This is a genomic window from Oxynema aestuarii AP17, from assembly GCF_012295525.1.
Taxonomy (GTDB): domain Bacteria; phylum Cyanobacteriota; class Cyanobacteriia; order Cyanobacteriales; family Laspinemataceae; genus Oxynema; species Oxynema aestuarii.
This window is the reverse complement of sequence record NZ_CP051167.1, coordinates 2,930,136-2,950,577: the sequence shown is the minus strand read 5'-3', so window position 1 is coordinate 2,950,577 and position 20,442 is coordinate 2,930,136. Positions and strand designations below refer to the sequence as shown.

Below are 20,442 nucleotides of genomic sequence, written 5' to 3'. Positions count from 1 at the left end.
CGTCCGATGGGAATCGATCGGGGGTTAAGCCTGTAGGGGGTCAGACCACTAAATTATGAGTTTTGGTGATTTTAGCTACACGAACGCGATCGGGGAAAAGAGTGCGTTTGAATTTGTTTGAATTCGTTTGAATTCGAGGGAATCGAGGCGATCGCACCCGTGAGATTGCCGAGGTGCGAGCATCGATCCGTCGTCAATCGTACCAGCACAAAAAGAGGCGATCGCCCCCGTTCGGAACGATCGCCGGGTTCCCCCCAAAGGGACTCAATTGACGGCGATAACAGCTACGACGCCGACTCCGCCAGAGGGCGATCGCCCGTCTCTACCGTCTCCGAATCAAATTCGCGGTCGCCTTTGAGAACCTCCTCTTGAGAGGCTTGGTGGTACATCGACGACCCGACCCGACAGCCTCGGAACGCCAAAACGTACAACTCCTTGAGGTCTTGAATCAACGGATAGCGCGGATTCGCCCCCGTACATTGATCGTCGAAGGCGCGATCGGCCATTTCCTCGACCTCCTCGTAAAAGCCTTGCTCTTCTTCCGGTAACACTTCCTTAATCGTCAACGGAATATCCAACTCGCTTTTGAGATTTTCGATCGCCGCGACCAAATTCTCGACCTTCTCCTCATCCGTCTCCCCACCCAAATGCAAGTGGTCCGCAATGCGCGCGTAGCGCCACTTCGCATTCGGATACTTGTACTGCGGGAAAATCGTTTGCTTGAACGGAACGTCCGTAGCGTTGTAGCGAATCACGTGAGAAATCATCAGCGCGTTCGCCAACCCGTGGGGGACGTGGAACGTAGATCCGAGCTTGTGCGCCAAGGAATGACACACCCCCAAAAACGCATTCGCAAACGCCATCCCCGCCATCGTCGCGGCGTAATGAACTTTTTCCCGCGCTTTCGGGTCGTTACTCCCGTTTTTATACGCACTCGGCAAATATTTAAACAACAGGCGAATCGCTTCTAACGCCAACCCGTTCGTAAACTCCGACGCGCACACCGAGACGTAAGCTTCCAACGCGTGAGTCAGGGCGTCGATTCCGCTATACGCCGTCAGGGTTCTGGGCATATTTAACACCAGTTCCGGATCGACGATCGCCATATTCGGCGTCAACGCATAGTCCGCCAGGGGATATTTAATTCCGGTGCGATCGTCGGTCACCACCGCAAACGGCGTCACTTCCGAACCCGTTCCCGACGTCGTCGGAATCGCGACCATCATCGCTTTCTTACCCAACGGCGGCAAGTCGTAAACCCGTTTGCGGATATCCATAAACCGCATCGCCAACCCTTCAAAGTCGGTTTCGGGATGCTCGTACATCAACCACATGACTTTCGCCGCATCCATCGGCGAACCGCCGCCAATGGCGATAATGACGTCCGGATTGAAGACGTTCATCTGGGCCAGTCCCCGATTGACCGTCGCCAGGGACGGATCCGGTTCGACATCGAAGAAGATATCGTATTTAATGCCGATGCGATCGAGGGTTTCTTGGACGCTGCGGGTAATTCCGAGTTCGTAAAGCGGTTTGTCGGTAATGATAAATGCCCGTTGTTTCCCCGCTAACTCCCGCAAGGCGATCGGTAAGGCCCCGTATTTGAAATACACTTTCGGCGGAATCCGGAACCAGAGCATATTTTCGCGCCGTTCCGAGACGGTTTTGAAGTTGAGCAAGTGCTGGGGTCCGACATTTTCGCTGACCGTGTTTCCTCCCCACGTCCCGCATCCGAGGGTCAGGGACGGGTCGAGGCGGAAGTTGTACAAATCGCCGATCGCCCCTTGGGAAGAAGGGGTATTGATCAGCACCCGTCCGGTTTCCATGCGCGCCTCGAAGTAATGGCGGTGTTCGAGGTTCGACGGCGAGGTGTAGAGAACTGAGGTATGTCCGCGACCGCCGAATTTAATCAGGGCTTCGGCTTTGTCTACGGCGTCGTAAAAGTCCTTGGCGCGGTACATCGCCAAAATCGGCGAGAGTTTTTCGTAGGCGAACGGTTCGCTTTCGTCGATCGCCTCGACTTCGCCAATCAAGACCCGCGTATTCGGCGGAACCGAGATTCCGGCGAGTTCGGCGAGTTTCTCCACCGACTGTCCGACGATCGCCGCATTTAAGCGTCCGTTGACAATGATGATGTTGCCGACTTTTTCTCGTTCTTCTGGGTTGAGGAAATAGGCGCCGCGATCGCTAAATTCTTGCTTGACTTGTTCGTAAACTGCATCGACCACCACCGCCGACTGTTCGCTGGCGCAAATCATGCCGTTATCGAAGGTTTTACTGAGCAAGATCGAGGAAACAGCCATTTTAATATGAGCGGTTTCGTCGATGGTCGCCGGGGTGTTTCCGGCGCCGACTCCGAGAGACGGATGTCCGGAGGAATACGCCGCTTTCACCATTCCCGGTCCGCCTGTGGCCAGAATTAAGTTGATCTGCGGGTGTTGCATTAATTGCTGGGACAGGGGCACCGTCGGTTCGTCGATCCAGCCGATCAGGTCCGCAGGCGCCCCGGCGGCGACGGCGGCATCGCGCACGACTTTCGCCGCCTCGCAGGTGCATTTTTTGGCGCGCGGGTGCGGCGAAAAAATAATCCCGTTTCGGGTTTTTAAGGCGAGTAGGGCTTTGAAAATTGCCGTCGAGGTCGGGTTGGTGGTCGGCACGATCCCGGCGAGAATTCCGACGGGCTCGGCGATTTTTTGATAGCCGAAGGAGGGGTCTTCTTCGACGATTCCGGCAGTTTTTTCGTCTTTGTATTTGTTGTAAATGATTTCGGAGGCAAAATGGTTTTTAATCACTTTGTCTTCGATGATGCCCATCCCGGTTTCGCTAGCAGCCATTTTCGCCAGGGGAATCCGTGCGGCGTTGGCGGCGAGGGCGGCTTTCTTGAAGATTTCGTCTACTCGTTCTTGGGGATAGGTCGCATATTCGGCTTGCGCGCTTTTCACCCGCACGATTAAGTCTTCGAGTTCTTGGGTATTGGTGACTGGAATGGTCATATTTTCTGAGTTTTGTTTCTGATTTTTGAACGACGTCAATGCGATCGCGGTTCCTAGGATCGCTCCGGTTGAAGGCGATCGCCCCCCGACAAGTGAGTGCGTTTGGCGATCGCGCCCCTCGGATTTGCACCCCCGCAACGCATTCTTAAAAGATCTCGGTGAAGATCTCGGTTTTTTGCCAGGGTAGCCCACTCTTTACCGAGTCTTAACTTATCGCTAACCTGGTTCAATTTCCCCCCAAGCCAATCGCAAAGCAAGGTACGAGAACTCGCTTTGCAATTGTTTTCCCTTCGAGCAATCCTCTGCTGTTCGGAGGCGGCTCATCTCCAGGATACAAAATTTTTAAAAAATGGCTACTTTTTTAAACGTTGGTCGTTTTTGTGGCGATCGATTGCAGATTGTTATTATAGCAACTTTTTACTCGTTCGAGTCTCCAAAAATCTTAAGAAATCACAATAAATCGGTCGGCTTCCCGGGCGCTTCCCCAGAGAATCCACAGGGAAAAGGGGTGAATCTTCGGCGATCGCCCCGGACGATATGCTTTGGGCAAACTCCCCTAGATTCGGTCTCTGGGAACATTCCTGTCAAGGGGCGGATTGCCGATCGCTCCCTCGGACTGTTCGGGGTCGAAGGGTAAAAATCGGGACAGTTTTGACTGAATTGTGAATTTTTTAAAATGGCTATTTTGAGGAGGCGATCGCCTAACAAGATCGAATTATTTGCAGATTTTATAGATTGCACTCGAACGGGTTTAAATTGTAGACGAAATGAATTTAATTAAGTGAGAAATTCGTGCAAAAAATATTTGAAATCTATTTTTTTAGGGTAATTTGAATTGGTCTGAAGTTGTCGATCTTTATAAATCAATCAAAAAAGGTTTATTTTGTAAATTCTTAGTTTTTGAGTGAAAAAAATAGACAGTTTTTTCTCCCGTCCTCAATCCCGTTTCGATCGCCCAATTTAGACCCGCGCGATCGCGCGTTCGCTGCCCAAACTCACGATGGTGCAAACCTCAACCAAACTCGGGGCGATCGCCTCGGGTCGTGTCGGAAAATTTCAAAAAAAGTAATAATTATTTAGATAATTTTACGGAAAGACAAGCAAAAATAATGTTAGCCTGGAAAGGCTTATCCCTATTTTTGTCTCAAATCGAAAAATTGAAGCGATCGGAGTATAAATACTATGTCAGATGAAATCATTAACGTCAAACCTTCAACCCGAAATCATAAAGGGTTTTTCGTGCAGCACGCCGCCTACAAACTGATCGAGATTGACAAATCCGGTTGGGCTTTGATTTGCCTCGACGATGCAGTTTGTCACTACGTCGATCCCGACAGCCTCCAAATGCAACACCGTTCCACGGATAATTCGCAATCGAGTTCGTAACGCCTACAGACTTTGAAGAACGACTTCAAAGCGGTGCGATTTGTGTTTAAATCGCCTCGAAGCTATCTTGACTTTTCTTAAAACTCATTTAAACCCCGCTTGGTTTTATTTTCTCCACGGGGGATGGCGAAAACTGCTCCCAATTGAGACTCCAGTCAACTTCCCAGTAAAGCCTGGAGTTAGCCATTTTCTCCATAGTCCTCTTTGGGCGGCGACGATCGCCGATGCACGATCGCCCCATGCGGTAATACCGCCATCAAATGACCGAAATCAGTTCAAATGGTCTAAAAGCCTCGTACAATTAACGAAACTGCGATCGATAATCTTGAGGAGTTACGGATGCCTGCTGCGGTTGGAGTAATTGAAACTTTAGGGTTTCCGGCTGTACTAGCTGCAGCCGATGCGATGGTCAAAGGAGGACGAGTGACCCTCGTCTATTTTGACAAAGCAGAAAGAGGTAACTTTGTCGTTGCCATTCGCGGACCGATTTCAGAAGTTAAACCTGCTGTCGAGGTGGGATTGGAAGCCGCAGAAAAGACCTTCGGTGGTAAAGTCATGTCTTATTACATCGTCCCGAATCCACCGCAGAATATCGTCAGCGTCTTACCCATCGAGTATACCGAAGCCGTAGAAGAATGGCGATCGGTGTGGTGAGGAGTCGGACGCCATGGCGAGGGTGGAACGATTCAGGATCGAAGATCGGAAGCAAAAACGATCGCTTCTTCTCGTCCAAAGCGTAGAAAAGCTGCGTAAAATTGGGTTTGGAATTTTTATCGTTTGATTGAGTAAGGCAGGAGAGTTTGAGAATGCCAGCACAACAAGCAGTTGGATCGATTGAAACAAAAGGTTTTCCAGGGATTTTAGCCGCCGCCGACGCTATGGTCAAAGCTGGCAGAGTCACCTTGGTGGGTTATATCCGGGTCGGTAGCGCGCGATTTAACATTAATATTCGGGGGGACGTCTCGGAAGTAAAAACCGCGATGGAAGCGGGAATCGCGGCGGTGGAAAGTGCTTATGGGGCGACTTTAGAATCTTGGGTGATCATTCCCCGTCCTCACGAGAACGTCGTCGCCGTGTTACCGATCGACTATTCCCCGGCAGTGGAAGAGTTCCGTCAGGCCGTCGATGGATTGAGATTACCGTCATCGTAACGAAGGGTTCGCAAGTAACCCAAAACTCCTGTGGTGCGGGCATCTTGCCCGCCTGGAAGCAAGGGAGTTGATTTAGGCGCGATCGCGCGATCGCATCGACAAACCAATCCGCTTTAACTGTTCGTTGACATCCAACACCCGCACCTTGACCACTTGTCCGACCTTGACAATCTCCTTCGGATCGTTGACAAAACGGTCCGCCAGTTGGGAAATATGGACTAACCCATCTTGATGAACGCCGATATCGACAAAGGCGCCGAAATTGGTCACGTTCGTAACAATTCCTTCGAGTTCCATCCCCGGACGCAGGTCGGAAATCTCGTTAATGCCTTCTTTAAAGGTGGCATATTTGAACTCGGCGCGGGGGTCGCGTCCGGGTTTTTCTAATTCTTTGAGAATGTCGCGCAAGGTAGGTAAGCCGACCCGATCGCTCGTGTATTTTTGCAACTGCACGGATTTGAGGCGATCGCCCGCTTTGGCAATTTCAGTTAAAGGGATGCCTAAATCTCCCGCGATCGCCTCGACCACCGCATAACTTTCCGGGTGAACTGCCGTATTATCTAACGGATTGTCCCCACCGCGAATTCGCAAAAACCCCGCCGCTTGCTCGAAGGTTTTCGGACCGAGTTTCGCCACTTTTAATAACTGCTTGCGCCGTTTAAACGCTCCATTTTCATTGCGATAGGCGATAATATTTTTGGCGATCGTCGGCGTCAAACCGGACACGAACCCGAGTAATTCCTTCGATGCCGTATTCAAATCCACCCCGACATAGTTGACGCAACTTTCTACGGTGTCGTCTAACTTTTTCTTGAGTAACTTTTGGTCTACGTCGTGCTGATATTGTCCGACGCCGATCGATTTCGGGTCGATTTTCACCAATTCCGCAAGGGGGTCTTGCAAGCGGCGACCGATGCTAATCGCCCCGCGAACGGTGAGGTCTAAATCGGGGAATTCGTCGCGGGCGACCTCGCTGGCGGAATAAATCGACGCGCCGGATTCGTTGACCATCACTTTAATCGGTGGATTGTCGCAAGTTTTGAGAACGTCGCCGATAAAACGGTCGGTTTCCCGTCCGGCGGTACCGTTCCCGATCGCGATCGACTCGATTTTATATTGGGCAATTAAACGGGAAATCGTTTTCGCGGCTTCAACTTTTTGGCGATCGCCCGTATGGGGAAAAATTGTCTGATATTCGAGGAACTGCCCGGTTTCGTCCAAAACGGAGACTTTGCACCCGGTTCTAAACCCCGGATCGATCGCCAGGGTCGGTTTCATTCCCGCAGGGGCGGACAGCAGCAGTTCGCGTAAGTTCGCTTCAAAGGTTTCGATCGATTCGATATCGGCCCATTCTTTTTTGAGCGATCGCACCTCGGAGGTGAGGGAATTTTGCATCAAACGCTTGAACCCATCTTGAATCAATTCGCGATAGAAGTTGCGAATTTCGGGAACTTTCGTGCGAATTTCTCGCGATTCTAAATAATTTAAAACTTCAGTTTCGTCGAAGTCCAGGGTTAAATTAATAATCCCTTCTTTTTCCCCTCGGAATAAGGCCAGTAAATTATGAGGGGCAATCTCGCGAACGGGAACCGAAAACTGGCGATACATTTCATATTTTGTCGTTCCTTCGGGATAGTCGTCTTTAATCCGCGACGCGAAGACGCCTTGTTTTAAAAAATAATCCCGGAGGTAGGCGCGCGATTCGGTGCGTTCGGCGATTTCTTCGGCTAAAATATCGGCGGCTCCTTTTAAGGCGTCTTCGACGGTTTCGACGCCTTTTTCCGGATCGAGATAGCGGGCGGCTTCGGGGGTTAAAGCGGCGCTGGCTTTACTGAGATTGAGTTGTTTAATCCAGTCGGCGAGGGGTTCTAAACCGCGTTCGCGGGCGATCGTGGCGCGAGTCCGGCGCTTGGGTTTGTAGGGAAGGTAGAGGTCTTCGAGTTCGTTTTTTTGCTGACAGGCTTCGATTTTGGCTTGCAGTTCTTCGGTGAGTTTTCCCGCTTGGGCGATCGTCTCTAAGATGACTTTTTTGCGGTCTTCGAGTTCGGTGAGATAGTCGTAACGTTCGCTAATGTGGCGCAGTTGTGTTTCGTCTAAGGATCCAGTCCGTTCTTTACGATAACGGGCGACAAAGGGAATGGTGGCCCCTTCGGCGAATAGGGTTAAAGCGTTTTCGACTTGAGTGGGTTTGACGGCGAGTTCGTCGGCAATAATACGGGCGAGATCGAGCATGAGATCGTTGATGGGGGCTAAATTGGCAACGATCGCCTATTTTATCGTTTTGTCGGTTCGCCGAGGGGAACCGATCGCCCCGGACAAGCGCCAGGAGAAAGATCCGGGCGTTGGTAAGGGATCTCGGAATGAGCATTTAGAGGCGATCGTTGCCAATGCCGATTTCCGATTCCCGACTCAACATTTCATGACAAAAAATCTCGAAATTTAACCTTTAAACTGTTGCAAATTTGACAAAATGGCAACAAGGGGGATTGTCGATTGCACGAGCGATCGCTATCGTTGAGACCGTTCTCGTTTGTTTGAGGAGAACATTGAGGTAAATTAGGAGATTTTATGCAGTTTTGGGGATGGAAAAGGCGCGCTTTGCATCGACAAAGCAGGCGATCGCGACGCGGGAAAGACCTCGGTTTTGTGTTTTAGGAGAATTCGATCGTGACTATTGCAACGATTAATCCGGCAACGGGAGAAACGGTTAAAACCTTTGAGGCGATCGCCGATGCGGAAATTGAGGCTAAATTAGCCAAGGCTCAACAGACGTTTGAATCTTATCATCGCATTCCGTTCGCGCAAAAAGCGCAGTGGCTGAATGCGGCGGCGGATTTATTGGAGGGACAAGCCGCCGACTGGGCCAAGTTGATGACCCTGGAAATGGGCAAACCGATTCAAGGGGCGATCTCGGAAGCCAAAAAATGCGCCTGGGTGTGCCGCTACTACGCCGAACAGGCGCCGCATTTTCTCGCCGATGTTGCCGTCGAAACCGACGCCAGTCGCAGTTTTGTCCGCTACCAACCGTTAGGGGCAATTCTGGCGGTGATGCCGTGGAATTTCCCCTTTTGGCAAGTGTTCCGCTTTGCAGCCCCGGCGTTGATGGCGGGGAATGTCGGCTTACTCAAACACGCCTCTAACGTGCCACAGTGTGCTTTGGCGATCGCCGATATTTTCCGAGAAGCCGGATTTCCCGACGGCGCCTTTCAAACCTTATTGGTCGGTTCCGATAAAGTCGCCCAAATTGTCGCCGACGATCGCATCAAAGCAGCGACCCTCACGGGTAGCGAGTTTGCCGGGGCCAGTTTGGCCGCCACGGCGGGCAAAGCGATCAAAAAAACGGTTTTAGAATTGGGAGGCAGCGATCCGTTTATCGTCCTCGACAGTGCCGACGTGGAAAGTGCGATCGCCACCGCAGTGACTGCGCGGATGCTCAACAACGGACAATCGTGCATTGCCGCCAAACGCTTCATCCTCGCCGAGGCGATCGCCGATCGCTTCGAGCAAGGCTTAATTGAAAAATTCCAATCCTTAAAAATTGGCGATCCGATGGACGCTACCACCGATGTCGGCCCCCTGGCCACCCCCGACATCCTCGCCGAACTCGACCATCAGGTGCAACAAAGTGTCCAAAAAGGCGCCCGCGCCCTCGTCGGCGGCGCCCCCTTAGACCGTCCGGGCAACTTCTATCCCCCGACGATTTTGAGCGACATTCCCATCGGGACTCCCGCTTACGAAGAGGAATTTTTCGGTCCGGTCGCCCTGTTATTCCGGGTTGCAGGAATCGACGAAGCGATTAAACTGGCCAACAGTACGCCGTTTGGCTTGGGGGCCAGCGCCTGGACCGCCGACGATGCCGAACGCGATCGCCTGATCGAGGAATTGCAAGCCGGATGCGTCTTTATCAACGGATTGGTCAAATCCGACCCCCGCCTCCCCTTTGGCGGGATCAAACGTTCCGGTTACGGACGGGAACTCAGCGTCGAAGGAATTCGCGAATTTGTCAATATAAAAACAGTTTGGGTCAAATAACGCGCGATCGCCCGTCTCGCCTGCGGGACAAACGTGAGAACAAGCGATCTTCTCCTAACAAGTCACGATCGATACTACAAGGTAAGCCACTATGGGTGAAATGAATACAGCCGAACTCTTGGTCAGTTGTTTGGAAAATGAAGGCGTCCGCTACGTGTTCGGACTCCCCGGTGAAGAAAATCTAGAAGTGTTGCGCGCCTTAAGCAACTCTTCGATTCAATTTATCACCACCCGTCACGAACAAGGCGCCGCCTTCATGGCCGACGTTTACGGACGCCTGACCGGAAAAGCCGGAGTCTGCCTCTCGACCCTCGGGCCCGGGGCGACTAACTTGATGACCGGGGTCGCCGACGCCAATCTCGACGGCGCGCCCTTGGTCGCGATTACGGGACAAGTCGGTACGGACCGGATGCACATCGAATCTCACCAATATTTAGACTTGGTGGCGATGTTCTCCCCCGTTACCAAATGGAACGCCCAAATCGTGCGTCCCAGCATTACCCCGGAAATCGTCCGCAAAGCCTTCAAACGGTCGCAAACCGAGAAACCGGGGGCGGTACATATCGACGTTCCCGAAAATATCGCCGCCATGCCCGCCGTGGGACATCCTCTCACGATTGACAAACAAGAGAAAAGTTATGCGTCCTATCAAGGCTTGAACGAAGCCGCCGCCGCTATTTCTCGGGCGACGAATCCTTTAATTTTAGTCGGCAATGGGGCGATTCGCGCCCACGCCGCCGCCGCCTTAACTGAATTTGCGACGCGCCTGCAAATTCCCGTCGCCAACACCTTTATGGGGAAAGGGGTGATTCCGTATACCCATCCCCTGTCCCTGTGGACCGCCGGACTGCAACAACGGGATTATATTAGTTGTGCTTTCGACCATACGGATTTGGTGATTGCCGTCGGTTACGACTTGATCGAGTATTCGCCGAAAAAATGGAATCCGGAAGGGAAAGTTCCGATTATTCACATCGGCGCCGCCCAAGCGGAAATCGACAGCAGTTATATTCCGATTGTGGAAGTGGTCGGCGATATTTCCGATTCTCTCATGGAAATTCTGCATCGGTGCGATCGCCACGGCAAGCCCCAACCCCACGCCTGCGAACTGCGCAACGATATCCGGGCGGATTACGAACAGTACGCCGACGATAGCGAATATCCGATCAAACCGCAGAAGTTGATTTACGACTTGCGCCAAGTGATGGCCCCGGAAGATATTTTAATTTCCGATGTCGGGGCGCATAAAATGTGGATCGCCCGTCATTACCACTGCGAACGTCCGAATACTTGTTTGATTTCTAACGGGTTTGCGGCGATGGGGATTGCGATTCCCGGGGCGATCGCCGCTAAGTTAGTCTACCCCGATCGCAAGGTGATTGCGGCGACGGGAGACGGCGGTTTTATGATGAACTGCCAAGAACTCGAAACCGCTTTGCGCGTCGGAACGGCGTTCGTGACGGTGATCTTCAACGATTGCGGTTACGGTTTGATCGAGTGGAAGCAACACAATCACTATGGCGAGTCGGCTTTTGTTAAATTTGGCAATCCCGATTTTGTCAAATTAGCCGAAAGTATGGGATTGAAAGGCTATCGCGTCGAATCCACCGCCGACCTGGTACCGACGTTGAAAGAAGCCCTCGAACAAGACGTCCCCGCCGTGATCGATTGTCCGGTAGATTATCGCGAAAACATCAAGTTCACCCAAAAAGCAGGTGGTTTGACTTGTTCTATTTAGGAACTGCGGGCGCAGATGGGATTTCCTGTTTGTAGATAGCTTCGGTGGCTTCAGTGGATGGCGGGCCAGATGCCCGCCCCACAGGCTTTCTGCTAAGATGCGAAATCTCTATCTATCCTGAATTTCGATGAAAATCGCCACTTGGAATGTCAATTCTATTCGCACTCGCGCCGAACAGGTGACGAACTGGTTGCAAGCGAACCCCGTGGATGTTCTTTGCTTGCAAGAAACGAAGGTCGTCGATCGAGATTTTCCCCGATCGCCTTTCGAGGACTTGGGCTATCACTTATATATTTCCGGCCAAAAGTCGTATAACGGGGTCGCTTTATTCAGTCAAACGCCGATGTCCGACGTGGCGATCGGCTTTTCCTCTCTTTTAGGCGATGCCGTTGCCGAATTCGATCTCCAAAAACGGGCGATCGCCGCGACCTTAGAAGATGTCCGCATCGTCAATCTCTACGTTCCTAACGGGTCTGCCGTCGGTAGCGACAAGTATGAGTATAAATTGCAGTGGTTGCAAGTCCTCCACGACTATCTGAAGGCCACGGGCGATCGGACCGATAAAATTTGTATCTGCGGCGATTTTAACATCGCTCCCGACGATCGCGATGTCTACCGCGATACGAAAGATACGGATATTATGGCGTCTCCGGCGGAACGCGAAGCCCTCCAAACCCAGATTCTCGATTTAGGATTTATCGATATTTTCCGTAAATTCCACGAGGACGGCGGTCATTATAGTTGGTGGGACTATCGCCGAGGCGGTTTCGCTAACAATCGCGGCTGGCGGATCGACCATCATTATCTCACACCTGCTCTGCGCGATCGCGCCCGCCATTGCGCGATCGATATTGCCCCGCGCCGACTGGAAAGACCGAGCGATCATACGCCAGTTGTTTTAGAATTGTAGAGTAGAATTCTAGATTGGAATTATAGACCGGGGCGCCGCGATCGGTTGAGTTGAATTTCATCCCAATTTCGACCAATTTTGAGCAAAATCGAAGAACGTTTGGAAATTTCGCTCGCATTGATTCAAGACTGGTGTCAGCCGTGGAAGATTGAAAAAATTAGAGGGGTTTATAGCATTTTTGTAAAACCTCGATGGAGATAAATCTCTTGTAAGGACACGGCACTGCCGTGTCCCTCCCCTCGATCTCTCTCATTATTTTTGAAAATCGGTCTAATTTAGAAGACTGTCGATCGAGAAAACATCAAAAAACCCCTACAGAGTCAACTCAAACCATTTTTTACATTGGTAAGAAAACCGATCGATCTTCCCACTAATTTGCGATCGCCTCAGTGAATTCAAACCAGACATGTTCTCTTCTTTCCCGTTCCAATTTCCATTAATTTTAGGGAATGTTAGGCTAAGTCTTGAAATAGGAAGTCAGACTTCGTTCGGATGGCGATCGCAACCCTCAATTCACCGACCCTCGCGCCGATATCCGGAGGGGCGATCGGTCAATTTTCAAAGCTTTTGCTAAATTGTAATTGAAAATCGGGCATCCCCCGCCCCGTTGACGAACGACAAGTGCAAAAGGAGTTTAACAAATGTACTTAGTGACAGGTGCCACAGGCGGACTCGGACGGCGTATCGTGCGAGTGCTGAGAGAACGAGACCAAAAAGTGAGAGCATTCGTGCGTTTAACTTCCCGTTACGGCGAACTAGAGAACCGAGGCGCAGATATATTCATCGGCGATTTAACCGAAGAACGGGACATCCATAAAGCCACCCAAGGCGTCGATTATATCATCAGCGCCCACGGGTCGAACGAAGCCAGTGGCGGCGCCCAAGCCTTGGATTATCGGGCGAATATCGAGTTAATCGATTGCGCGAAAGCCTGTGGAGTCAAGCATTTCGTGTTTATTTCCGTCTTGGGGTGCGATCGTGGCTACGAAGATTCCCCCGTCTTCAAAGCCAAGCGAGAAGTCGAGAAATACCTGCAAAATAGCGGTTTGAATTATACCATTTTGCGTCCCTCCGGTTTTGCCTCTAACTTGCTACCCCTCGCCGAACGAGTCAAAGAAACCGGGATTTACCTGAGTGTAGGAGACATGAAAAATCGCACGTCTCCCGTCAGTACCGACGATTTAGCCAAAATAGCCGTCGATTCGGTCACCCTAGAAGCGGCGACCCGTCAAATCTTTGCCGTCGGCGGACCCGAAGTGCTATCTCGCGGCGAACTCCCGCGCATTTTTGGCCGCATTTTCAATCGCGAACCCTTCGTTATCAATCCGCCGTTAACGGTGTTTGACGGCGTTCGGGGTATTTTAGGATTTGTCAATCCCGATTTACAAAAGTCCCTCGGAACTTTGCGCGTGTTATTGGCGAATGAGTTTTTCTGCACTCCAGAGGAAATCGAACGGTTAGAAAGCACGTTCGATTTCAAGTTGGAGACCCTGGAAAGTTTCGTCCGCCGCTATCTGGGTGCATAGGCGATCTGGTTTCAATCTATCTATGTAGGGTGGGTATTTGACCCACCCTAGGGGGAGTCACTTTCCGCAAGACCTCAGTTTAAACATCAATGCGACACCCGTGAGGGCGCCCGTCCAGAACAAACCCAGTGGCGCCACCGATATAACAAAAAAGTTGAGGTTTCATCGTCAATTGTACGGGGGCGCCGGAGTAACAAGAGGGAGTTTCGGTAAGTATCCCACGGAGTAGAGTAAAGATTCCTAACTTCTAGATCGATTGGTTATTTCACATACTTTAATAATCTTTACCCAAATTTTAGAATAAATTTCCGTAAAATTGCTGTTTTTAGAGATATTTTCGAGCATTTTACTCCAAAACTTCATCAAAGTTAGAGTTTTACTCTCATTTAGAATCAGTAAAATCCCCAGAAGCGCTACCAACTTTACAAGAACTTTAAATAAAAAATTTCTGGGAAAGTAAAAACAGTGGGATATTAATTCTCACCGTAGAATTACGGAGCTAGAGCCAGTCAACTCAAGTTACTTGTCGGACACGCTTCGTGGGTGCCGCAAGTCCCAGCCAGCCGAATCAAAAAGGGGAGTTGCACTCTTACCGTCTAAAAATTGAAGACATTGAATAAGGTTGCTTGTGGAGTTTGAGATCGATTCAAACCCTAGGCAACCTGACCGGAACTCACTGTTTTATGACATTGAGCAGGGGATTTTTATGGAGAGGATCCCTAGATTGTGCCAAGGGCGATCGAAGTTCAGACCCATTAACATCAATTAATTTTTGGGATGACAAGAACGAAGTGCATAAAACAGGTGACGCTTTACCAATAAACCCATACAGACCCTCAAGGGAGGAACCCACCCCACGAGAATCGCCCATAACCTGCGAATCGAAACGATCCCCCTAAATCCCCCTTGTTAAGGGGGACTTCAGAGAAAACCCTTTCCGGTCCCCCCCTTATCAAGGGGGGCCAGGGGGGATCCCAACTAACTCAATATCGGAAAAATCCCCCTAAATCCCCCTTAATAAGGGGGACTTCAGAGAAAACCCCTTCCGGTCCCGAGTGGCGTTTTTAAGGGGGGCTAGGGGGGATCCAACCCACAACCCACAACCCACAACCCCTTCCGGTCCCCCCCTTTCAAAGGGGGGCTAGGGGGGATTCAAACCAAGAGGAAAAAAACCATGTCTAACACAAATACAACCAACCAACCTTACGCAACCCTACTAGACGAATCCCTGGAAAATGTCCAAAGCATCTTAACTGAATTCGCCAAAAGTCAAGAATTTCTGGCCAAGATTGAAACCGCTTTTGGCAATGACTATGATGCCAATGGGTTAGCGGTCATCCAGCAGCAGTGGAGTAACGGGGATTTTGCCTCACTTCCCCAAATCGAAATCCTCACCGGCAGCCAACTCAGTGGCGCCAATGCTGCTTATGCCGGGGAAAATAATACGATTTATTTTTCTCAAGATTTTCTTAATAAACCCCGTTTCCAACCTCGATCGCGATCGCCCACAACCCCAAAATCAATCGGGGCAACCACCGCCTACGGAAAAGCCCCTACCACCAAAAACCAAATCTCTGTAGAGGGCAGTGTCCCATGCCTGCCTCAACCCACCGCGATAGGCTTACAAGAGGACGGCATTAAAGGCTTTTGATATCAAAGGTTCTCTTATTTCATTTGTCATTTGTTCAATCTAGTACATTAATCTTGAATCATGGTTACTTACTCAACAATTTTGCCTGATAGCGTCTACATTGACGTTGAACAAAACAATCAAAGTTACTGGAAAATTACCATTAATGATGGTACTTCTATCGATGGCGTTCATAATGGTTGGTGTATTGATTGGGGAACGCCACCTAGTGACGGCATAGCAAATGTCTATTCGAGTTATGGGTCACTATCTCAAAATATTCTGAGTAGAATTAATGAAGAAAATTTAGATTCAATTAATTGGATTTTGAATAAAAATTGGAATTCTACACAATCTCCTGAAGGGAATGGATTCCAAGGGGAAGAAGTGCAAAATGCCATTTGGTCTTTAATCGATGAAGGAAATAGTATTTTTCCAGGAACTAACGATGTAGATTCAAATTATATTCGTCAACAAGCCTTGCAAAATGGAAATGGTTTTGTTCCTAATGCTGATGATAATGTTGTAATAATTTTAGAGCCTCAAAGTGGAGGACAAGTTGTAATTATTACTCCAGATATTCCTGAAAATCCAGCTCTTGATATTGAAAAATATGTATCTACTGATGGAGGAAAAACCTGGCACGACGCTGATAATCCTAGCGGCCCTATTTCTCTTCAAGACACATTCGATCCATTTTTTAAGTTTGTGGTTGAAAATACAGGTGATGTCCATTTAAGCAATATCACCGTATCTGATACTGTGTACGATCTTAATGGCGATGCTCCTGGAACAGATATTACTATTAATTCGTTAGCAGTAGGAGAAACGAAGGAATATATAATTACTGCTCCTTGGGAATTAGGGCAACATACAAATACAGCGTCTGCTAACGCCAGTTATATTGATATAACCAATACAACTCGTAATGTTGGCGATCGAGATGATGCTAACTACTTTGGTGCAGCACCTGAGATTGACTTAGAAAAATTAGTCTCAGTCGATGGTGGTGAAACTTGGCATGATGCTGACAATCCTACTGGTCCAGCTCTCATTGAAGGCACATCCGATCCTGTTTTTAAATTCGTCGTCACTAATACTGGAAATGTTGACTTAACTAATGTCATTCTTTCTGACAGTGATTACGATCTTAACGGCGATGCTGCTGGAACAGATATCACCATTGATTTATTAGGAGTTGGAGAAGTTAAAGAATATACTCTTACTGTTCCTTGGGAACCCGCACAGCATACGAATACTGGAACGGTTAATACCAGTTATATGGATCGAAATCTAAGTGATAGTGATGATGCTCATTATTGGGGTAAAGCTATTCCTAAGATTACCGAAAAAAGACTGTGTGGGGTTTATGTGACTAAAAACTCTCCTGATACAGTTCTTAATCTGTTTGACATTTTTGAAGATGCAGATAACGATGATAGCGAATTAACGCTTACGATTGAGAACAATACTAATCCTGAATTGTTTGATGCTATTAGTATTGACGCTCAAACAGGTCTTTTAACCTTAGATTACAGTCTGCAAGGAAAAAATGTTCCTGGTGATGCGGAAATTACCATCCGTGCAACAGATCCAGATGGGTTATTTGTTAATTACATTTTGCCTGTATCAGTTTTGAAAAATAACGATCCATTTCCAGACGGGAAAAATTGTAACGAATATTTTCATGGTGGTAATGGGCAAGATGTTATCACAGGCAATGGTGGCAATGATACTATCTTTGGCGGTAGTTCACCAGATATATTAATCGGTGGTGAAGGCAACGATGTCTTAGTCGGAGGAAAAGGAAATGATGCCTTCATCATTAGTCCTGGAGATGGTGTTGATATCATTGAAGATTTCGGTGACGGTAAAGATCAAATTGGTTTAGATGGGGGTCTTTCTTTCGATATGCTGAATATCATGCAAGATGGCAGTGATGTTTTAATTTCAGCTAATGGTGAACTCTTAATGACCTTGACTGATGTTGATGCCAATCAACTGAAGGAAAAAGATTTCTTCTTAGTTTAAATTAATTAAGCTTCTTCTTTAATTAATTTGAATTTGAACAAGATAAAATCTCCTAAGTTAGCTTGGGGGATTTTTGTATTGAAGTTAAAATCAATCGTTGATAGTTTTTGCTTATATAGCACTACGATAGCCAAGAGACAATACATTTACAAAAGCTGAAATCCTTGTTTGGTGCGCCGCCCAGCACCCTAGTGGCAACGACAACGACCTCCTCTTTGGCGAAAACGGCGACGACATCATGACCGGAGATGACGGCGAAGACCTCCTCTATGGTGGCGCCGGAAACGACTCCCAAGACGGCGGTCAAGGTCGCGACTTCCTCTATGGGGAAGCCGACAACGACTCCATGCGGGGCGGCAGTGACGATGACACCCTCTACGGACACGCCGGAGACGACGAACTCTATGGCGACGATGGCAACGACTCCCTCGTGGGTGGCGCCGGGGCCGACTACCAAGATGGCGGCGCCGGAGACGACACCGTTTCCTACTACAACTCCCCCGAAGCCATCTATATGCACCTGCAACCAGGACGGGGACTCGGCGGTGATGCCGAAGGCGACGTGGTTCGCAACGTGGAAAATATCGAAGGGTCCGAACATAGCGACACCTTAATCGGCGATAACGGCGCCAACGTCCTCAGTGGCTTGGGAGGAGACGACATTATCGATGGCAAAGCCGGATCGGATTCCCTTCTCGGCGGTCGCGGCAACGACTATCTCGACGGACGCCAAGATAATGACTTCCTCCTCGGCAACGAAGGCAAGGACAGCATCCAGGGACGGTCTGGGGACGACACCCTCGACGGCGGGGACGGCGAAGATATCCTCGATGGCAGTTCTGGGGATGACTCGATTCTCGGTGGTGGAGGCAACGATCGCATTAGTGCGGGTTCTCACAACGATCGCGTCTGGGGAGAAGCTGGAAACGACCTCATCGATGCAGGGGCGGGCAACGACTATATCGAAGGGGGCACGGAAAATGACACCCTCTACGGTCACTCCGGTGACGACACTCTCCTCGGCGGTCAACAAAACGATTTGCTTGTCGCCCACACTGGAAACGACCTCCTCCACGGCGGTCAAGGACAAGATACCCTCTACGCCGATAAAGATAATAACGTCCTCTTCGGCGGACGCGATGACGACTACCTATACAGTGGTGCTGGAAGCGATACATTCATGCTCGGCGTTGGCTTTGGGGTTGAATATATCTATAACTTTGACCACAGCAAAGATAATTTCGGCTTTATCGGTGACTTGCGCTTCGACCAACTCACTTTCAGCCCCGGTGAAAACGAATTCGTCAGCGATACCCTGATTCACTATGCCCTAAGCGGAGAACTCCTCGCCGTTCTCAAAGGAAGTCCGAGTTTCTTCCAACCCGATCTTCCCCAAATTCCGCCCATTCCCCAAATCAACCTCCCAGTTTCGACGCCGCAAACCGATCGCCCGAATAACGGTAACGCCAACGGCAACTCGAACCGACCCAACCCGCAAACAGAAACTAACTCACTACCTAACCTTCCGGAGATCGAAATTCCGATCGCGATCGCCTCTCTTGAGACGGAAGACCTCTCCGAAACCGTCAGTCCTACGGTCACTCCGACCGATCCGGCGTCCACGCCGACCGTCGAACCGACTGCCGAACCTACCACCCCGGCGGAACCGACGCCTACCCCAGTCGCCGAGATGCCCGACCCGGAACCGGAGGCGAATCTACCCGAGAGTGAAGTGGTAGAAACGCCATCCCCATCGCCGTCTCAACCTGCTGTTGAAGAAAACCCCTCTACTCCTAGCGGGGAGGCGATCGCCGAAACTCCGACCATCTCACAACCCGAAAGTTTCCCGGGGATGCCATCGACCCAAACCCCGGAACCCGTCACCGAAACTCCCGGCGAAACGGTCATTCTCCCTCTGGAAGATCCCACCCCGGTTACACCGCCTCCCGCCGAACGTCCGAGTTCTCCACAAGAGGGAAGCGAACCGATCGCCGAAACGCCCGTAGAACCCCCAGTCGAAGAACCGATCGCCGAAACGCCCGTAGAACCCCCAGTCGAAGAACCGATCGCCGAAACGCCCGTAGAACCCCCAGTCGAAGAACCGCAACCGGAACCGCAACCGGAACCCCCAGTCGAAGAACCGCAACCGGAACCGCAACCGGAACCGGATCCCCCGGTCAACCTAACGGGCGGTTCTGGCGAGGACAACTTCACAGGCGGTAGTGGCGATGACAGTTTAAGCGGTAATTCGGGGAGCGATCGCCTCTCCGGTGAAGCCGGAAATGACCTACTCATAGGGGATACGGGAGATGACACGATCGCGGGAGGCGATGGCGACGATACCCTGACCGGAGGCAATAACAACGATCGCCTCGACGGAGATGCAGGTCGTGACTTCCTCGATGGCGGCGCCAATAACGATACCCTCACTGGCGGGTGGGGCGACGACACCCTGATTGGCGGTCAAGGGAAAGACTGGTTCGTGCTTTCTCCCGACATGGGAACCGATGCGATCGTCGATTTCACCGTCAACGGCGGTACTCGCGATACTTTGGTCTTAACCGAGGGACTCACTTACGAAGCCCTGGCGATCGCCCAAATGGGTGAAAATACGGCAATTCGGATCGCAGAAACCGACGAACTGCTTGCCGTTCTCAACGGTGTTGACGCCAGCGCGATCGATGCTTCTGTATTCACGATTCTGTAACTCGATCGACTAACTAGCTCAAGTTAAAAAAAGGAGGGCGTACCGACGGGTGTCCTCCTTTCTTTTTGTCCAGTTATAAATAATTATTGAGTTGATTTAACTTTTGCGATCGCCCATCGGATCTTTTCTCAATTCGTTTGTAAAATAGAAGCAAAATCTATCAAGCTCTCGGTTTTTTCTAAAAAAAGCACCGAGAGTCATTACAGGATAGCTTAATAACAATCCTCTTAACAAACTTAGAAAAAGGGTAGGTTAAATTCAACGATGCGATTAAAACCTTAAAATTCCCTAAAATTACAACGGTAGCTTTCTCAAAATCCCTGAGCTACCAAAATTCA

General features: G+C 50.0%; 13 protein-coding genes. 11 read left to right on the top strand and 2 right to left on the bottom strand.

Translation table 11 applies throughout. The annotated features are described in order from the left end of the window. Positions 1-284: 284 nt before the first annotated feature. Positions 285-2,993 carry a bifunctional acetaldehyde-CoA/alcohol dehydrogenase gene (adhE, locus tag HCG48_RS12035; RefSeq protein WP_168569372.1) on the bottom strand — a complete coding sequence of 903 codons (2,709 nt, stop codon included), beginning with the start codon at positions 2,991-2,993 and terminating at the stop codon, positions 285-287. Positions 2,994-4,175: 1,182 nt separating this feature from the next. Here adhE and HCG48_RS12030 point away from each other — a divergent pair. The 3 genes from HCG48_RS12030 to HCG48_RS12020 all read left to right on the top strand — a co-directional run bounded on the left by HCG48_RS12030 (position 4,176) and on the right by HCG48_RS12020 (position 5,530). Then, positions 4,176-4,379: a hypothetical protein gene (locus HCG48_RS12030; RefSeq protein ID WP_168569371.1), complete on the top strand. Its 204-nt coding sequence runs from the start codon at positions 4,176-4,178 to the stop codon at positions 4,377-4,379. Positions 4,380-4,718: 339 nt separating this feature from the next. Continuing rightward, positions 4,719-5,033: a carbon dioxide-concentrating mechanism protein CcmK gene (locus HCG48_RS12025; protein WP_168569370.1), complete on the top strand. Its 315-nt coding sequence runs from the start codon at positions 4,719-4,721 to the stop codon at positions 5,031-5,033. Positions 5,034-5,185: 152 nt separating this feature from the next. Further along, positions 5,186-5,530, top strand: a complete 345-nt coding sequence (locus HCG48_RS12020) for a carbon dioxide-concentrating mechanism protein CcmK (RefSeq protein ID WP_168569369.1) — start codon at positions 5,186-5,188, stop codon at positions 5,528-5,530. A 72-nt stretch (positions 5,531-5,602) separates the two neighbouring features. Here HCG48_RS12020 and HCG48_RS12015 read toward each other — a convergent pair whose 3' ends face one another. Continuing rightward, positions 5,603-7,762 carry a Tex family protein gene (locus tag HCG48_RS12015; protein ID WP_168569368.1) on the bottom strand — a complete coding sequence of 720 codons (2,160 nt, stop codon included), beginning with the start codon at positions 7,760-7,762 and terminating at the stop codon, positions 5,603-5,605. On the opposite strand from HCG48_RS12015, the gene HCG48_RS12010 reads away from it, so the two are divergent. From HCG48_RS12010 to HCG48_RS11975, 8 genes are all read left to right on the top strand, one after another. Next, the gene (locus tag HCG48_RS12010) at positions 7,761-7,973 is read left to right on the top strand and encodes a hypothetical protein (RefSeq protein ID WP_168569367.1); all 213 of its coding nucleotides are present in this window, start codon (positions 7,761-7,763) and stop codon (positions 7,971-7,973) included. The two genes, HCG48_RS12015 and HCG48_RS12010, sit on opposite strands and share 2 nt — an antisense overlap. 224 nt (positions 7,974-8,197) lie before the next feature. Next, on the top strand, positions 8,198-9,562 hold the full coding sequence (locus tag HCG48_RS12005) for an NAD-dependent succinate-semialdehyde dehydrogenase (protein ID WP_168569366.1): 1,365 nt from the start codon (positions 8,198-8,200) through the stop codon (positions 9,560-9,562). 100 nt (positions 9,563-9,662) lie between these two features. After that, entirely contained in the window at positions 9,663-11,300 is a 1,638-nt protein-coding gene (locus HCG48_RS12000) for an acetolactate synthase large subunit (RefSeq protein ID WP_168571858.1), read from the top strand. 127 nt (positions 11,301-11,427) lie between these two features. Beyond that, a complete protein-coding gene (xth, locus tag HCG48_RS11995; RefSeq protein ID WP_168569365.1) occupies positions 11,428-12,210 on the top strand; it encodes an exodeoxyribonuclease III in 783 nt (260 codons plus the stop codon). Between the two features lie 641 nt (positions 12,211-12,851). Beyond that, the gene (locus HCG48_RS11990) at positions 12,852-13,736 is read left to right on the top strand and encodes an SDR family oxidoreductase (RefSeq protein ID WP_168569364.1); all 885 of its coding nucleotides are present in this window, start codon (positions 12,852-12,854) and stop codon (positions 13,734-13,736) included. 1,174 nt (positions 13,737-14,910) lie between these two features. Further along, the gene (locus tag HCG48_RS11985; RefSeq protein ID WP_168569363.1) at positions 14,911-15,387 is read left to right on the top strand and encodes a hypothetical protein; all 477 of its coding nucleotides are present in this window, start codon (positions 14,911-14,913) and stop codon (positions 15,385-15,387) included. A gap of 60 nt (positions 15,388-15,447) precedes the next feature. Beyond that, positions 15,448-17,397, top strand: a complete 1,950-nt coding sequence (locus HCG48_RS11980) for a calcium-binding protein (protein WP_168569362.1) — start codon at positions 15,448-15,450, stop codon at positions 17,395-17,397. A gap of 160 nt (positions 17,398-17,557) precedes the next feature. Next, positions 17,558-20,104 carry a hypothetical protein gene (locus tag HCG48_RS11975; RefSeq protein WP_281362130.1) on the top strand — a complete coding sequence of 849 codons (2,547 nt, stop codon included), beginning with the start codon at positions 17,558-17,560 and terminating at the stop codon, positions 20,102-20,104. Positions 20,105-20,442: the final 338 nt, after the last annotated feature.

What these genes read in the sequence shown, in the direction of transcription:
- adhE (WP_168569372.1), bottom strand. Translation starts at nt 2,993, where the DNA reads ATGACCATTCCAGTCACCAATACCCAAGAACTCGAAGACTTAATCGTG.
- HCG48_RS12030 (WP_168569371.1), top strand. Translation starts at nt 4,176, where the DNA reads ATGTCAGATGAAATCATTAACGTCAAACCTTCAACCCGAAATCATAAA.
- HCG48_RS12025 (WP_168569370.1), top strand. Translation starts at nt 4,719, where the DNA reads ATGCCTGCTGCGGTTGGAGTAATTGAAACTTTAGGGTTTCCGGCTGTA.
- HCG48_RS12020 (WP_168569369.1), top strand. Translation starts at nt 5,186, where the DNA reads ATGCCAGCACAACAAGCAGTTGGATCGATTGAAACAAAAGGTTTTCCA.
- HCG48_RS12010 (WP_168569367.1), top strand. Translation starts at nt 7,761, where the DNA reads ATGAGATCGTTGATGGGGGCTAAATTGGCAACGATCGCCTATTTTATC.
- HCG48_RS12015 (WP_168569368.1), bottom strand. Translation starts at nt 7,762, where the DNA reads ATGCTCGATCTCGCCCGTATTATTGCCGACGAACTCGCCGTCAAACCC.
- HCG48_RS12000 (WP_168571858.1), top strand. Translation starts at nt 9,663, where the DNA reads ATGAATACAGCCGAACTCTTGGTCAGTTGTTTGGAAAATGAAGGCGTC.
- xth (WP_168569365.1), top strand. Translation starts at nt 11,428, where the DNA reads ATGAAAATCGCCACTTGGAATGTCAATTCTATTCGCACTCGCGCCGAA.
- HCG48_RS11990 (WP_168569364.1), top strand. Translation starts at nt 12,852, where the DNA reads ATGTACTTAGTGACAGGTGCCACAGGCGGACTCGGACGGCGTATCGTG.
- HCG48_RS11985 (WP_168569363.1), top strand. Translation starts at nt 14,911, where the DNA reads ATGTCTAACACAAATACAACCAACCAACCTTACGCAACCCTACTAGAC.
- HCG48_RS11980 (WP_168569362.1), top strand. Translation starts at nt 15,448, where the DNA reads ATGGTTACTTACTCAACAATTTTGCCTGATAGCGTCTACATTGACGTT.